Below are 15,224 nucleotides of genomic sequence, written 5' to 3'. Positions count from 1 at the left end.
AAACAAAAAGCGGGCTAAAGCCCGCTCCTATTGATATTTTTTAAACAATTAAATTCGATTATAATCTAATTATAAAGTTTCTTTCAACCAGTCAAAGAATTCTCTCTGCCAAACCAAACCGTTTTGTGGATGAAGAACCCAGTGATTTTCGTTCGGGAAATAAACTAATTTAGATTTCAAACCTCTCAATTTTGCAGCTTGGAAAGCTTCCTGACCTTGTTCGTAAGGTACACGGAAATCTATTCCACCTTGGAAAATCATAATTGGCTTGTTCCACTTATCTACAAAATTACTTGGGTTAAATTCTGTATATGCTTTTGGAAGCGGTTTTTCCCACGGAGAACCTAAATCCCAATTTGCAAACCAAAGTTCTTCCGTTGTCAGATACCAAGATTTCATATCAAACAATCCATCGTGAGCAATGAATGTTTTAAATCTGTTTTCGTGAATTCCAGCCAACATAAATACGCTGTAACCACCGTAACTAGCTCCAACAGCTGCTACTCTACTTCCGTCAACATATGGTAACGTTTTCGCATAGTCTGTTGCTGCCAAATAATCTCTCATTGGCTGTCCGCCCCAGTCTTTAGAAATTTCTTCGTTCCATTTTGTTCCCCAACCCGGCATTCCGCGACGGTTTGGTGCTACCACAATGTATCCGCTGGCTGCCATTAAAGCAAAGTTCCATCTTGTGCTGAAAAATTGAGTTAATGCAGATTGAGGACCACCTTGGCAATAAACTAAGGTTGGATATTTTTTATTCGGATCAAAATTTGGCGGATAATGGAACCATACGCCCATTTCTTTTCCGTCCGTTGTTTTCACCATTTTCAATTCAGATTTTCCTTGAGCCAATTTAGAATACATGTCTTTATTAGCTTCGGTAACCTGCTTCATTTCACCATTTTTCAGATTAACTGAGAAAAGATCTGTTGCATGATTTACATCTGTTCTTCCAACAACCAATGAATTTTTATTATCAGTAAAAATTTCGTTGACGTCAAAATCTCCTTTTGTAATTTGCTGAACTTTAGCATTTTTAGGATCTAAAGAAAACAACTGTTTTGTTCCTCTAAAAGCTGCCGTGAAGTAAATCGCCTTAGAATCTCCGCTCCAAAAAACATCTCCGGAAACGCTTTCATCCCAAGCTTTTGTAAGATTTGAGGTGTTACCAGACTTCCAATCCATCAATTTGATGTCATTTTTATCTGCTTCATATCCGTCTCTTTCCATGCTCTGCCAAACCAAAGACTTTCCGTCCGGACTGAATTTTGGGTTAACATCGTAACCTTTATTCGTTTCAGTTAAATTTTTAGTTGCTCCTGAAGTTAAATCGTACGCGAAAATATCTGTATTAGTGCTTGTAGAATATTCTTTACCGCTTTTCGGTTTTGTAACATATAAAAGTTGAGAAGAATCCGGGCTCCAGATGAAATCTTCAGCTCCACCAAAAGGTCTTTGAGGGGAATCCCAAGTTTTCCCGTCCAATAAATCTTTCGCAGAATCAACACCAGCTGAAATATTTACGACAAAAACGTGGTTGTATTTTCCTTCATTAAAATAATCCCAGTGTCTGTGGTTTAAGTCTGTATAAACCTGAGCAGTTGTTTTTGGAGTGTCAGCATATTTATCTTTCCCCATTAATTTTTCAACCAAAACCTGCTTACTGAAAGCAATTTTCTTTCCGTCCGGAGAAATTACAATATTATCTACTTCACCGATCGTGTAAAATTCAGTCCAGGTTTTTCCATTATCCTTTGAAAGGAAAATTTCATCGCCTTCCTGAGCGTAAATTCCGTTCTTATCCCACTGAATAAGAGCTTTTTTACCCAAATCGATTTTAGAAGCCTGATTATTAAGAACATTTAGAAAATAGTTCTCACTTTTTGTTTTTTCTGTTTTTAAATCAACTTGTCCTACCTTATAAATAAGCGAAGACTGATCCGGTGAAACTGCCTGTACTCCAACTTTTTTCAAAGTCCAAAGGATTTCAGGAGTCATTAATTGTTGTGCATTCATTAAAAGCGGAGCTGCCAAAGCCAGCAGACTGTACTTAAGTTTCATATATTGATATTCATTTTGTTATTGATCCACGAAATCGCATCATGATTTCAGTAAATCCCTATTTAATTCAAAGATTTCCAAAGTTAATGTTTATCTTAAAATTGAACGAAAGAATTAACAATTATGTTTGGAACAAAAAATCCGTCAGCTAAAAAACTGACGGATTTTTATTTGATATGAATTTAACGCTTTATTTTAATCTCCATCCGAGAACATAGAATTGGCCAATGAAGTGACCAGTGAAAGTGCAATACTGAATATAAATGCCCACCAGAAGCCATCTACAGTCATACTATCAATGAAATAATCTGCTATCAGGATAATGATCGCATTGATTACCAAAGCAAATAATCCGAGAGTGATGATCGTAAGCGGAAGTCCGAAAAGACTCAAAATAGGCTTTACGATAAGGTTTAAAACTCCCAAAACGATCGCAAAAATAATTGCCGTTGAGAAACCTTCAAAATTTACTCCGGGTAAAATTTTAGTTAAAAGATACGCAACTATCGCAGTTACGAACAGGCGAATAATTAAGTTCATAGTAATTGATTTTTTAATGTTTATAGGTGCTACCGAGCAAAAGCCATTCCATTTAGACTAAATAAATCGATAACAATTAGTTCAATTTAAGAAAATTTTAAATCAAATCTTAAAATCAGCTTTATATATTTCTGAATATTAAAAACTTAATGAAAAGTTGAGGCTCTGTAGACCAATTCCGTATCCATTATAATTGTTTTATTGGGCGCAGAAATATCTTTTATTTTTTCTAAAATTAATTGCGCCGCAGTTTCGCCCATTTTAACTAAAGGCTGTTGCACACTTGTTAATTTCGGATGTACAATTGTTGCCAATTCCGTTCCTGAAAAACTCGCAACAGCAACCTGTTCCGGGATCTTTATTCCCTGTTCAAGAAGATAATTCATCGCTCCGATTGCCAATGTATCACTGAAAGCAAAAATACTGTCGAATTCTATTTTCTTGTCTAATAATTGTTTCGCGGCGTTTTCTCCGGCATCGAACATCATTCCGTCTGTTTTTATCGTCAATTCGGGATCAAAAATATTATGTTTAGTCAAAATACGTTTGTAGCCCATTTCTCTCTCGATCGCATTACGGATTGTTGAAGGTCCCATGATGTGAGCAATCCTTTTTCTGCCTGTGTTTATCAAATGTTCAACAACCAATGAAGCTTTAATGTTATCATCCACCACAACTTTTGAAACATCCAACGTTTTACTCGGAATTCTGTCGAAAAAAACAAATGGAATCCCTCTATCCATGATCTCCTTGTATAAATCTTCGTTGTAGGTTTCATGGCATAGATTAATAATAATTCCATCAACATTAAATTCTTCTAAAAGTTGCAGATTTTTCCTTTCAATTAAAGGATTTTCGTCCGATTGAGTGATAATTACCCTATATCCCAACGGATACAAAATATTCTGAATTCCCTGAAGAACTTTTGAAGAAAAAGGCGTAATCATTTCGGGAACTACAAGCCCAATATTCTTTGTCTGGCCGTACTTTAAGCTTAAAGCTGTCGCGTTAGGTTTGTACCCTAATTTTTCGGCTGCTTCCACTACTCTTTTCTGAGTTTCGGGGTTGATATTTTTATCATTCAAAAGCGCCCTTGATATCGTAGAAGTCGACAAGGATAGGAATTTGGATAAATCTTTAATGGTAATTCGTTTCATCAGGTGCTTTTTTGAGGTAGATTTTCATCAAAAATACACAAAAATTACACAAATGGGAACGTTCCCAAACTTTTGGGAACGTTCCCATAAAGAATTTTCAAATAAAAAACATTATCAATAATCAAATTAATATAAGTTTGAGAAATCGACTATTATTTAAAAAATATATAAAATTTTTCTCATGGATATACAAGCCTTTCAATACGATTCTAAAAATATAAAATCCGGTATTCTGCACATTGGTGTAGGTAATTTTCACAGAGCGCATCAACAATTTTACACCAATGAATTGCTAAAACATGAAGACCAGCAAAATTGGGGAATCTGTGGAGTTTGTCTGCTTCCATCTGACGAAAAAATTGTCAATAATTTAAGATCCCAAAACCTTGATTATACTTTAACCATCTGCGGAAGAGACGGAAAAGATGAAATTCACAAAATAGGTTCATTAACGGAATTAATCTGGGGCGTTGAAGATCCAAAAGCTGTTGTTGATAAAATTGCAGACTCTTCCATCAAAATTATCACTTTAACGATTACAGAAGGAGGTTATAATTTAGATAAAGAAACCAATGAGTTTAATTTAAATGATGAAAAAATTAAATATGATCTTGAAAATCCAAACAATCCGACAACTGTTTTCGGATTTATAGCGGAAGGTCTTCGTAAAAGAAAAGCAGACGGAACCGGAAGTATTACCATTTTATCTTGCGACAACCTTCAACATAACGGAAATACGGCAAAAAGATCTTTTACCACTTTTATTGAAGCTCAGGATAAAAATTTAGCTGAATGGGTAAAAGAAAACGTGACTTTCCCAAACAGTATGGTCGATAGAATCACACCTGCAACAACTCCCGAAGATGTTGTGAGACTGAATAAAAAAAGTGGAATTGATGATAAAGCTCCCGTGTATTGCGAAGATTTTACACAATGGGTGATCGAAGATAATTTTATTGCCGGAAGACCAAGTTGGGAAAAAGTTGGAGTAGAATTTACACAAGACGTTACAGCTTTCGAAAATATGAAATTGAGCTTACTGAATGCTTCTCACACTCTGCTTTCTTATCCCTCATTTTTAAAAGGTTACAGACAAGTGGATGAAGCTATGGAAGATAAAAGTATTGTGAAATTTATCCGTGATTTTATGGATACAGACATCACTCCTTACGTTCCAGCTCCTGAAAATACCGATCTTGAAAAATATAAACAGACTTTAATTGAAAGATTTGCCAATCACAGCGTGAGCGATCAAGTGAGCAGACTGTGTTTCGACGGAATTTCAAAGTTTCCGGTTTACATTATGCCGAACCTTGCAAAAATGATCGATGATGATAAATATCTTACTCGTGTCGCTTTCCTATTCGCTTCTTACAGACAGTATTTAAAATATAAAGTTGATGATAAAGGTCATTCTTACGACGTTGCAGAACCCTGGATGACTGAAAATGATGAAAAATTTATTTCCAGCGACAACGCTCTCGATTTCTTAGGTTTATCTGCTTTTAAAAGTGTTGATTTGAAAGAATCAGGCTCATTTATTCAGCTTTATGAAAGATTTGTAAGCGAAATTAAAAATCAGGGAACGACTCAGGTATTAGAATCAATAATATAAAAAACAAACACTTATGATAGTTAATTCAGATATTAAAACCCTTGATACAAAGACGAATACCAGCGTATTTCCGTTCGCTATTATTACGTTTATCTATTTCATCGTTGGTTTTTTAACCACCGTAAACGAGCAGTTACAAGCTCCTTTGAAGTTCACATTTCTTTCTCATGCAGGAAGCTTAAAAAATACTTTTACTACCTTAATTTCCTTCTTTTTCTTCTTAGGATATTTATTAAACGGAACATTAGGAAGTAAATGGGTGAATGCTTTCGGATATAAAAATACCATTCTGAGAGGGCTTTTATTCATGATCTCAGGATTATTTATGTATTTGTTCTCGTCATGGTTTGGCTCGCAATATCCGAATATGGAATTTAGTGTTGCTGATGCCGTTATCCCTTTCGGATTCATCATTTTCGTTGCGGGATCTTATTTAATGGGAACTTCTGCGGCTGTTATTCAGGTTGTTGTGAATCCTTATGCTGCTTCTTATCAGTTAAAAGGCACTCAGCCTGTACAAAGATTGAATATTTTAACAGCAATTAATTCCATCGGAACCACTTCTGCCCCATTCTTCGTTACTGTTGTGATGTTCAGCGGAATTTCGATTGAAAGTATTGAAATTAAACAATTATTACTTCCGCTTTCTGTATTGATAGCATGTATTTTAACTGTTATTTTAATCACAAAAAGACTTCATCTTCCTGATATTGAAAACACCAGAGCCGTTGGCGGTGAAAAACTGGAAAGAAGTATTTGGTCGTTCAGACATTTTGCATTCGGAGTTGTAGCGATATTTTTCTATGTTGGAACTGAAGTTGCGATTGGTGCGAATATCAATCTTCATGCTTTTGAACTAACAGAATCCGGCCATCCCATTACTTTTTTCGGAAAAACAGACATTATGATTGGCGGAATGGACTTAGGAATTCACGCTTTACTTTCCACATTATATTGGGGCGGATTTTTAGTTGGAAGGTCAGTTTCAAGTTTTCTGAGTCATATTTCAGCAAAAACTCAATTGGCGGTTACCACTATTTTGGCCACGATCTTAGCGATTATTTCAATGATTACTCAAAATCTTTGGTTCTTAGTTGCCATCGGACTTTTACATTCATCGATGTGGAGCTGTATCTACACACTTTCAATTAAAGGTTTAAATAAATACACTTCAAAAGCTTCGGGAGTTTTCATTTCGGCAGTATTTGGAGGGGCTGTATTTACGCTTGTTCAGGGTGGATTGGCAGATGCTTTCGGATCTTGGAGATGGACATGGATTTTAACCGTAGTTTGTGAATTATTAATGCTGTCTTATGCATTATTTGGATCAAAAATCAGAGAGAAGGATTTAATTAACTAACAATATTCATTTTTGTGTTTACGCATTCCTATTATCCGGTATTTATTTGTCGGATGTAGGGATGCTACAACAAAAATCTAAAAAACACAGCATCATGATCAAAACTAAATTATTGATAATTTCTTCAATTATCATCGGAAGCTCATTACTTTACGGGCAGAAAATTCATTCGGCTTTACAACTAAGAAACAGTCATTTATGGAGAGGACTTGAAGTTTCTTCAGGTTTAGTTTATACAGGAGACATTCATTTAGACGGAAAAAATTTCTACGGCGGATTTTGGACGGGCGGAAATTTTGACGGTTCGTACAAAGAATTCAACAATTATGTTGGCTATAAAAATAAACATTTGACGGTTGAACTTTGGGACATTTATAATTTTTCACCTGATGCAACCTATAACAACAAAGAGTTTTTTAATTATAATGCCAGCGAAACAGGTCGTTTTTGGGATTTGAGATCGTACTACACTATCAGTGATAAAGTTCCTTTAACTTTAAGTGCAAACACTGTTATTTTCGGGCGTGACAGGAATAAAGAAAATACAGAAAACAAATATTCATCTTTTGTTTCCGCAGAATATCCTGTTTATAAAAATGTAGATGAAAATCTGGAAGTCCGCACAAGAGTCGGCTATGGTTTTGCATTAAATCATGCCGGAGAAGAAAGTAATTTCTTTGCTAAAAAAGATGGCATCAATGAAGTGAGTTTAATTGTCTCTAAAACGTTTATGGTTGCAGGTTACAAACTGCCAGTCGGCATTTGGGGAATGTGGAATCCTATCGGAAATAATGCTTATCTGCAGTTTTCTGTTCAGGCATTTTCATTCTGAGTTTGTTTGAGAGTATTAGAGGTTGAGGGTTGTAGGGTTTGAGTGTCGTAGAGTTTGAGAGTGTTTGGGTATGAGTTTTTTAATGCTAAAAGTTTATTTTGATATGATATAAAAATTAATTATACCCTATTTTTTATTTTATCTTCATCATCGTAACTAATGAAGTTGCAACATGACTTTCGGAACCTCCATTTTCGTCAACAACATAAATTTCTGTTCTGATGACACTGATCTTTGCGCCACCTTTTACAACATAAGATTTTGAAACCAAAGCATCTCCGATTGCAGGTCTTAAATAATTCACTTTTAATTCGACTGTTACCACATAACAATCTTGTTCATAATGACTCACCGCAGCATATCCTGAAGAAACATCCACCAAAGAAGCGATCATTGCGCCGTTGAACATTCCTGCTTTTCTGGTCATTAATTCCATTTTTGGGATTTTCATGGAAATGAAATCGGTGTCGACTTCCAGTAATTCTGCTTTGTAGAATTTTAAGGTTTCTGAGCGGTTGAAGCTGTCGGTGATGAGTTGTTTTTTTTCAGGTGTCATTGATTGTTGTTTGAATGGTAAATTTAAACACAAATTGCACTAATATTTTACACAAATAGCACAAAGCTTAAAAACAAAGCTTAAACTTAATACTCTTCTTAATAAAACTTAATGGTTATTTTTTTGAAATAGTAAGAAGCATTAAGTTTTTAAGATTAGTTAAGTTTTGGCTAAAGCCATTTGAAGATTGCTTAAAATGAAAACGGGCTAAAGCCCGTTCCTATTGATATTATTGAGAATAATGTTCGTGTTATTAGTGTAAAATATTTGTGCAATTTGTGTTTGAAAAAAAAAATTAATTAAGTTGAACCTGAAAATCATCAGACAACAATAAAATTCCTTCCGCCAAACTTTCCGGATGTGTTGTAAATCCTTTCAACTTTGAAGTTTTTCCTTTTAACACTAAGTCTAAAAGTTGTTTATCCGAAATCTTTTTTCCGAAAATATCAAAAGAGATTTTAAAGCCACAATTTTTAAAATCAGAACAGCCGACAGCGGTTTTTCCTTTGATCAGATTATGTTCTTTACATTTGGGACACTTGGTTTCTTCCCAAGTCTGGAGTTCTTTTTTTACGGCAGGCTCGCGTTTTTTCTTTTCAACAACAACTTCTTCTTCCTGCAGCATGATGACCTTTCCTTTTCCGTCAACCACTTTTTTGGTTAACTCCGTTACCATTTGGATCAATTCTTCTTTGAACTGGTTGGCTTCATATTCACCACTTTCAATTTTACGAAGTTTTAATTCCCATTCACCCGTTAATTCAGGGCTTTTCAGTAATTCATCTTCAATCGTATCGATCAATTGAATTCCGGTTTGAGTAGCGATCAGATTTTTTCTTTTCTTTTCAATATACTGTCGTTTGAAAAGCGTTTCTATAATGTTGGCTCGGGTGGATGGTCTTCCAATCCCGTTATTTTTTAATAATTCTCGAAGTTCTTCGTCTTCCACCTGTTTTCCCGCGGTTTCCATTGCTCTCAGAAGAGTTGCTTCCGTGTAGGGTTTTGGAGGTGACGTTTTTCCCTGGTGAATCATTGGATCGTGCGGTCCGGTTTCTCCGGCAACGAATTCAGGAATTGTTTGCTCCTCTTCCTTATCTTTTTCTTTATCAGTCGGTTCTTCTTTGGCATCTTTTGCATAGACTGCTCTCCAGCCGGGTTCAAGAACCTGCCTCCCACTTGTTTTAAATGGAATAGTTCCTACCTTACCTTCCACCAATGTATTTGAAATTTTACATTCAGGATAAAACACAGAAATAAAACGTTTTGCGATGAGGTCATACACCAATTTTTCTTCCCTCGTCAGGTTTTGAGAAGGCGGAACTTCTGTTGGAATAATCGCATGGTGATCCGTTACTTTAGCATCATCAAAAACTGCTTTCGATTTTGGAATTGGTGCTTCTAATAAAGGCGCAATCAATTCCTGATAGAAATACATTTTTCTAAGAATCCCTTCAATTTTCGGATATAGACTTTCCGATAGATACGTTGTATCAACACGTGGATAAGTCACATGTTTTTTCTCGTAAAGACTTTGAATATATTTTAAAGTGCTTTCCGCAGAATAACCATATTTTTTGTTGGCTTCCACCTGAAGTCCAGTCAAGTCAAAAAGCCTTAGATTTTTTTCTTTTCCTTCTTTAATTTCAAAAGAAACGATCTCAAAAGGATTTACTTTAAGATATTCCAAGCCCTTTTCTGCACGATCTAAGGTTTTTAAACGGTCAATCGCTGCGTTGAAAATAACGTCACGATATTTGGTTTTCAGTTCCCAATATTCTTCGGTGTTAAAAGCATCAATCTCTTTCTGGCGCTGAACCAACATCGCCAACGTCGGAGTCTGCACTCTTCCGATAGAAAGTACGACTTTATTTCCGCCAAACTTTTTGGTGAAAAGTCGAGTTGCATTGATTCCCAATAACCAATCGCCAATCGCTCTTGCATTTCCTGCGAGGTAGAGATTTTTGTAATCTTCGGCTGGTTTTAGGTTTTGAAAACCTTCTTTAATCGCTTCTTCGGTAAGGGAAGAAATCCATAAACGCTGAATCGGTTTGTTGCATTTTGCTTTCTGCAAAACCCAACGCTGAATGAGTTCTCCCTCCTGCCCGGCATCCCCGCAATTGATTACCTCATCACATTCTTCCACTAATCTTTCAATCACTTTAAACTGATTTTCAACACCTTTGTTAGGTATTAATTTGATCCCGAAATTATTTGGAATAATCGGCAGTAAAAAAAGATTCCAGGATTTGTACTGAGGACCGTAGTCGTGAGGTTCTTTCAGGGTACAAAGATGTCCGAACGTCCATGTCACGCAATAACCGTTTCCTTCCATATAACCTTGTTTAGGCGTGGTTGCGCCCAATACTTTGGCGATATCTCTGGCAACACTGGGTTTTTCGGCAATACAAAGTTTCATGAATTTCGGGATTATTGAAAGGGTTGCAAAAATCGGGATTTTTTTTGGATTTCGCTAATTTAGTTGAGGGTTGATAAATTGAGTGTTATGAAAATAATACTTTAAAATATTAAAATATTCGTCTGTTTTAAATCAAAAAAGCTCCCTTAAAAAAGAGAGCTCTCAACAATATTAATGAATCTAACTTCATTATTTCTTATTCACCTCAGCAATCGCATCCTTAATTCCACCGCCTGCAACTTCAAAGAAAGACGGACCTGCCAGCAGATATACTTTTTCTATTTTTTTGGTATTTGATAATTTGTGTTCCTTTAAATAAGTTTCAGAACGATTAGCTGATACAATCCCTTTCACTACATTTCCGGCTACCAGAGCGGTTGGAGAATCAATTCCGGCATCTTTAAGATCGCTGGCAAAGGCGAAGTTGGTTACTCCTAATTTCATCGCTTCACGAGCTGCCACTTCTCCTACGGAAGCCATCAGTTCGGGAGTGAATTTATTGCGGTCTCCTAAGCCTATCAACAGAAGTTTTTTTGCTGACATTGAGCCTGCCGGAGGGGTAATTAAAATTGTTTCCAATGAGTGTCCCTGAAATTGCCCTGACTGTCTGATTTTGGTGAATTCACCTTTCAAAGCATCATCCAAATGGACTAAACCATTTAAGTTTGCGGGTAATGCTTGGGCACTGCGAATATCATTTTCAGTATATTCGAAGACACAGGCAACTTGTAATTGAGCATCTGCGGAAGATGGTCCCTGAACCAATCCGATCATTGAAATTCCGTCAACAGAGCCCCAGTTTTTTGATGTTCCGATGGCTGTGGGTGTTGGAGATGAGTTCGCTGAGCTTGTTTGCGCGAAAGTCAGTGTTGAAAATGCTAATCCTGCGATGAATAGAGATTTTTTTAAGCTATTTTTTAGTGTATTTTTCATAAGGTTTATTTTAAAGTTTAAGATTTTTGTTTTAACGCTAAGTGCGCAAAGTTTTTATTTAAATATTTTCTGTTTTTAAGTTCGCAAAGGCGTTTCACTCAGCTAAGTTTTGCGATGTTAACTTGTAAGATTTAATTCTAATTTATTATTTGTCTTATTGTTTTTCAAAGGTAGTTTCTATCTAAAAATTTCACATTGATGTGGGATAATAAAACACAAATAGCTCAAATATTTTTACAAATAATACCATTGAAAATTCTTGCTTTTTGAATAGATGTTTGTGATATTATTGTTTCATTTAAAATTTAAATACGATTCTGGAATTAATAAAAAGACCGTCTTTATCATCTTCGATCACATCATTGACGAACGCTCCGGTTTTGAAATACTGGATTCCAGTGTTGAAGGTCAGAAACTTATTGATTTTATAATTAATACTTCCCAGAAAAGCCGTTCCTATATATTTCTTGGTCGAGTTTGAAGAGGTCAGGTTCAATGTTCCGCTGGGTCTGTAAACGCCGTCCTGTACTGAAAATCGCCAGTTGAAAACTACGTCTCCCTGAATTGTTATTTTACTGTTCAGATCAACCGTTGCATAAGGGTGAATATCAATCAGATTCACAGGACCGATTTGCGGATTGAATCCGAAATAACCGCCTTTTGGATAGAGAGGATTGAATGTTCCCAGTGTTCCGTCCCCTTTTTTACGGTCGCCTGAAATATAGTCGTTTCGGAGGTTGACCGTAGGTTTTCCCTTTACATTTTCGAACATATAGCCGATATCTGCTGAAGCTGTCCAAGCACTGATATTTCCTTTATTGAAGTTTCCGAACTGATAGGCTCCTTCAAAATTGTAAATAAATCCGCCGCCATATCTGTAGAATCTTCCGCCTAATGTATGTCTTGTTTCAGCTCCTGATCCGTCTTCAAAACGTGATTCCTTACGGTGAATTCCCAAATAGTAAAACTCTATGTTTCCGCTTTTAGGAAGGATAAAAGTGTTATAACTTCCCCAAAGATTGATTGATTTTGAAGATATGTTGTCAAAAGTTCCGACGTTCACTTCACTCGCCATCATCATAAAAGCATCTGATCTGAAATTTCCTCTTTTGTACATGAATTTTAATCCATCAAAATAAAGTCTCAGGTTCGGACCTTCGCGTACAGAAATCAGTCTTCCGCTTCCATAATCCAATTCCTGTCTTCCTGCACGGATCGTCAGTTTTTCTTTTTCATTTTTGATCGCATCAACGTCTACAAAAAGGTTCTGAATATTCAAATGATCCTCATCAATGGGTCTCGGACCGTTTTTTCTTCCGTTTTCCCAGGCACTTCTGAGTTGTCCGAAAATTCTCACCCTTGAACCCAAATGTACATCTGCATGCACTGTATATCTCTGGATTAAAAACGGATTGCTTCCAATTCCAAGTCTTCCCCAATCTTCATTATTAAAATCTACAAATTCAAGTCTTGCTTCTCCGCCCAGCGACAGGTATTTGTCTTTTTTTTCGGATAACGGAATGTATTTTATTGAATTATAAAACGTTTCCGTTGAGTCTTTATAGGCAGAATAATCTTCATCAAACCTCATCAATTTAAACTGAGCAAAAAGATAAGTCGGGAAAATGATTTGCAAAAGCAATAGAACAATGATCAGCTTTTTCATGGTTTTGAATTTGATTTTTCAATGGTTGATTTAAATGATATAAGTTTTTTAACGCAAAGAATGATTTTTAAAACTGTAGATTAGAAGAGCAAAGAGGAATCAATTTCATTGATTTTTAGAAGCTAACTTTTATGAACCAATCCGTCAACAATTCTTTGAATTTTCACCACCATCCAATAGAGAAGAATTTTATGATGGCGAAATATTATTTAGTTAAAATTTAAATGATTATTTGGTTTGGTAACCTCCGTAATATTTTACCGGTGACCATTCCGGAAGTACGGGCAATGAAGCGGGAGCAACGTTTTTGTAAGATTCGTCTCCATATACTACTTTTCCGTCTACGATGGTTAATTTTGAAGTAATAGTTTTGATTTCCTCTTCATTAACCGTGAAATAATCTTTATCTAAAATCGTAAGATCTGCAAAATATCCTTTCTGAATTTTTCCTTTTTCGTAGTCTTTTATCAATTCATATCCTCTATATGTAGAAAGTGATAAAGCTGTTTTTCTGTCGAGTGTATTTTCTTTTGCCATCACCTGAGTTCCACCGATTGTTTTTCCTGAAGTGATCCAGTATAAAGCAACCCAGGGATTGTAGCTTGCGACTCTTGTTCCGTCTGTTCCCAATCCTACAGGAATTCCCATTTCAAGCATTTTTTTAACAGGAGGAGAAGCTAATGCTGCTTTTTTACCGTAACGGTGGATGAAACTCTCCCCCTGATATGCCATTCTGTGTTGTACAGCAATACCTCCGCCCAATGCTTTGATTCGTTTCATATTCTCTTCTGTCACGGTTTCTGCATGATCAATAAACCAAACCAGTCCGTTCAGAGGATTTTCCTTATTCACTTCTTCAATGACATTCAAAAATCTCGTAATGCTTTCATTGTAGGTAGCATGAATTCTGAAAGGCCATTTTTTTGTCACCAAAAGACTGACTACCTCTTTCATGCTTTTTTCCATGGTAGTGGGAAGCTCAGGTCTCGGAAAAAGAAAGTTTTCAAAATCTGCTCCGTCAGAAACCAGGTTTTCACCGCCTCCGTTTACGTGATAATCAATATCATTAAAATCATTATGTCCGTGATCATCAATTTCTACCATTCCTGTCCATTTTGTATAATCCGCCAGTTCAGAGCCTTTCTTCTGAGCAAACAGGTAATAAGGCAGACGAACGGTAATTTTTCCTTCCTTATTCAGTTTATCTGTTGTACCGTAGTCGTCGGGAAAATTCTGAAAACCACCTCCCGCATCCATTACAGCGGTTACTCCAAGACGATTCAGTTCTGTCATATACTGAAGGGTAGAATTTTCTTTTTCAGCCTCTGTCAGCTCTGGTAGTTTTGCCAATGTTGAATACAGAATAAAAGCATTGGGTTCTGCCACCAATAAACCTGTAGGGTCGCCGTTGTTATCTTTTTCAATTAATCCCTGCATCGGGTTTGGCGTATCTCCGTTGATATTTAATTCTTTCAGACCGGCTTTGTTCAGCCAGGCTTTTCCATAGAGATACATCACGAAAGCCGGAACATTTCCTGTCGCTTCGTTAATCTCTGCTAGAGTCGGAAGTCTTTTTTCTTCAAACTGATATTCATTCCAGCCTCCGATTACTCTTACCCACTGTCCTTTCGGAGTTCTCTGAGCCTGCTCTTTCAACATTTCCAATGCTCTTTTCAGAGTTTTCACGCCATCCCAGCGGAGTTCTGTATTATAAAACCTTCCACCGCGAATCACATGCAAATGGCTGTCGAACAATCCCGGAATTACTCTGCTTCCTTTTGCATCGATAATTTTTGTGCCGTTTCCCTTTAATTTTAAGATCTGAGCATTGGTTCCGGTCTGAAAAATTTTATGATCTTTAATAGCTACGGCCTGAACTTCCGGATTTTTGTCATCCATAGTGGTTATTTTTCCGTTCGTTACGATCAAATCAGCCTGTTGAGCATATAATAATCCTGAGCCTAAGATGAAAGAGAATATAAGTTTGTTGAATAATTTCATAATGATAATGATTTATAATTGAAATTGCGACTATATGACTATTTTGAGAATTTTAAGCGCAAAGATTTATTTTAATAATCTTTA

The 15,224-nt window shown here is 36.2% G+C and carries 11 protein-coding genes; 3 read left to right on the top strand and 8 right to left on the bottom strand.

Features of this window, described 5'->3' with window-relative positions:
• Positions 1–69 precede the first annotated feature (69 nt).
• From SB689_RS20700 to SB689_RS20690, 3 genes are all read right to left on the bottom strand, one after another.
• Entirely contained in the window at positions 70–2,064 is a 1,995-nt protein-coding gene (locus SB689_RS20700; protein WP_410693983.1) for a prolyl oligopeptidase family serine peptidase, read from the bottom strand.
• Positions 2,065–2,259: 195 nt separating this feature from the next.
• Positions 2,260–2,604: a phage holin family protein gene (locus SB689_RS20695; RefSeq protein ID WP_410693982.1), complete on the bottom strand. Its 345-nt coding sequence runs from the start codon at positions 2,602–2,604 to the stop codon at positions 2,260–2,262.
• A gap of 146 nt (positions 2,605–2,750) precedes the next feature.
• The gene (locus SB689_RS20690; protein ID WP_410693981.1) at positions 2,751–3,761 is read right to left on the bottom strand and encodes a LacI family DNA-binding transcriptional regulator; all 1,011 of its coding nucleotides are present in this window, start codon (positions 3,759–3,761) and stop codon (positions 2,751–2,753) included.
• A 181-nt stretch (positions 3,762–3,942) separates the two neighbouring features.
• Here SB689_RS20690 and SB689_RS20685 point away from each other — a divergent pair, with 181 nt between their 5' ends.
• The 3 genes from SB689_RS20685 (at position 3,943) to SB689_RS20675 (ending at position 7,568) form a co-directional block, all read left to right on the top strand.
• Positions 3,943–5,376: a mannitol dehydrogenase family protein gene (locus SB689_RS20685; RefSeq protein ID WP_410693980.1), complete on the top strand. Its 1,434-nt coding sequence runs from the start codon at positions 3,943–3,945 to the stop codon at positions 5,374–5,376.
• 13 nt (positions 5,377–5,389) lie between these two features.
• Positions 5,390–6,736, top strand: a complete 1,347-nt coding sequence (locus SB689_RS20680) for an MFS transporter (protein WP_410693979.1) — start codon at positions 5,390–5,392, stop codon at positions 6,734–6,736.
• A 94-nt stretch (positions 6,737–6,830) separates the two neighbouring features.
• Positions 6,831–7,568, top strand: a complete 738-nt coding sequence (locus tag SB689_RS20675) for a hypothetical protein (protein ID WP_410693978.1) — start codon at positions 6,831–6,833, stop codon at positions 7,566–7,568.
• A gap of 133 nt (positions 7,569–7,701) precedes the next feature.
• Here SB689_RS20675 and SB689_RS20670 read toward each other — a convergent pair whose 3' ends face one another.
• From SB689_RS20670 to SB689_RS20650, 5 genes are all read right to left on the bottom strand, one after another.
• Positions 7,702–8,124, bottom strand: coding sequence for a PaaI family thioesterase (locus SB689_RS20670; RefSeq protein ID WP_066756844.1), 423 nt, complete (start codon positions 8,122–8,124; stop codon positions 7,702–7,704).
• Between the two features lie 295 nt (positions 8,125–8,419).
• Positions 8,420–10,540: a DNA topoisomerase 3 gene (locus tag SB689_RS20665; protein ID WP_410693977.1), complete on the bottom strand. Its 2,121-nt coding sequence runs from the start codon at positions 10,538–10,540 to the stop codon at positions 8,420–8,422.
• Positions 10,541–10,729: 189 nt separating this feature from the next.
• On the bottom strand, positions 10,730–11,473 hold the full coding sequence (locus tag SB689_RS20660; RefSeq protein ID WP_410693976.1) for a M17 family peptidase N-terminal domain-containing protein: 744 nt from the start codon (positions 11,471–11,473) through the stop codon (positions 10,730–10,732).
• 298 nt (positions 11,474–11,771) lie between these two features.
• Positions 11,772–13,139 carry an alginate export family protein gene (locus SB689_RS20655; protein ID WP_410693975.1) on the bottom strand — a complete coding sequence of 456 codons (1,368 nt, stop codon included), beginning with the start codon at positions 13,137–13,139 and terminating at the stop codon, positions 11,772–11,774.
• A 228-nt stretch (positions 13,140–13,367) separates the two neighbouring features.
• The gene (locus tag SB689_RS20650) at positions 13,368–15,140 is read right to left on the bottom strand and encodes an amidohydrolase (RefSeq protein WP_410693974.1); all 1,773 of its coding nucleotides are present in this window, start codon (positions 15,138–15,140) and stop codon (positions 13,368–13,370) included.
• Positions 15,141–15,224 lie beyond the last annotated feature (84 nt).

The sequence above is a fragment of the Chryseobacterium sp. SIMBA_038 genome (assembly GCF_046535115.1).
GTDB lineage: Bacteria > Bacteroidota > Bacteroidia > Flavobacteriales > Weeksellaceae > Chryseobacterium.
Note: the sequence above shows the minus strand (reverse complement) of the source record. Positions and strands in the feature narration are given on the sequence as shown.

Bases quoted from the DNA above. Each gene is read 5' to 3' on its own strand.
- SB689_RS20700 (WP_410693983.1), bottom strand. From the start codon at position 2,064: ATGAAACTTAAGTACAGTCTGCTGGCTTTGGCAGCTCCGCTTTTAATG.
- SB689_RS20695 (WP_410693982.1), bottom strand. From the start codon at position 2,604: ATGAACTTAATTATTCGCCTGTTCGTAACTGCGATAGTTGCGTATCTT.
- SB689_RS20690 (WP_410693981.1), bottom strand. From the start codon at position 3,761: ATGAAACGAATTACCATTAAAGATTTATCCAAATTCCTATCCTTGTCG.
- SB689_RS20685 (WP_410693980.1), top strand. From the start codon at position 3,943: ATGGATATACAAGCCTTTCAATACGATTCTAAAAATATAAAATCCGGT.
- SB689_RS20680 (WP_410693979.1), top strand. From the start codon at position 5,390: ATGATAGTTAATTCAGATATTAAAACCCTTGATACAAAGACGAATACC.
- SB689_RS20675 (WP_410693978.1), top strand. From the start codon at position 6,831: ATGATCAAAACTAAATTATTGATAATTTCTTCAATTATCATCGGAAGC.
- SB689_RS20670 (WP_066756844.1), bottom strand. From the start codon at position 8,124: ATGACACCTGAAAAAAAACAACTCATCACCGACAGCTTCAACCGCTCA.
- SB689_RS20665 (WP_410693977.1), bottom strand. From the start codon at position 10,540: ATGAAACTTTGTATTGCCGAAAAACCCAGTGTTGCCAGAGATATCGCC.
- SB689_RS20660 (WP_410693976.1), bottom strand. From the start codon at position 11,473: ATGAAAAATACACTAAAAAATAGCTTAAAAAAATCTCTATTCATCGCA.
- SB689_RS20655 (WP_410693975.1), bottom strand. From the start codon at position 13,139: ATGAAAAAGCTGATCATTGTTCTATTGCTTTTGCAAATCATTTTCCCG.
- SB689_RS20650 (WP_410693974.1), bottom strand. From the start codon at position 15,140: ATGAAATTATTCAACAAACTTATATTCTCTTTCATCTTAGGCTCAGGA.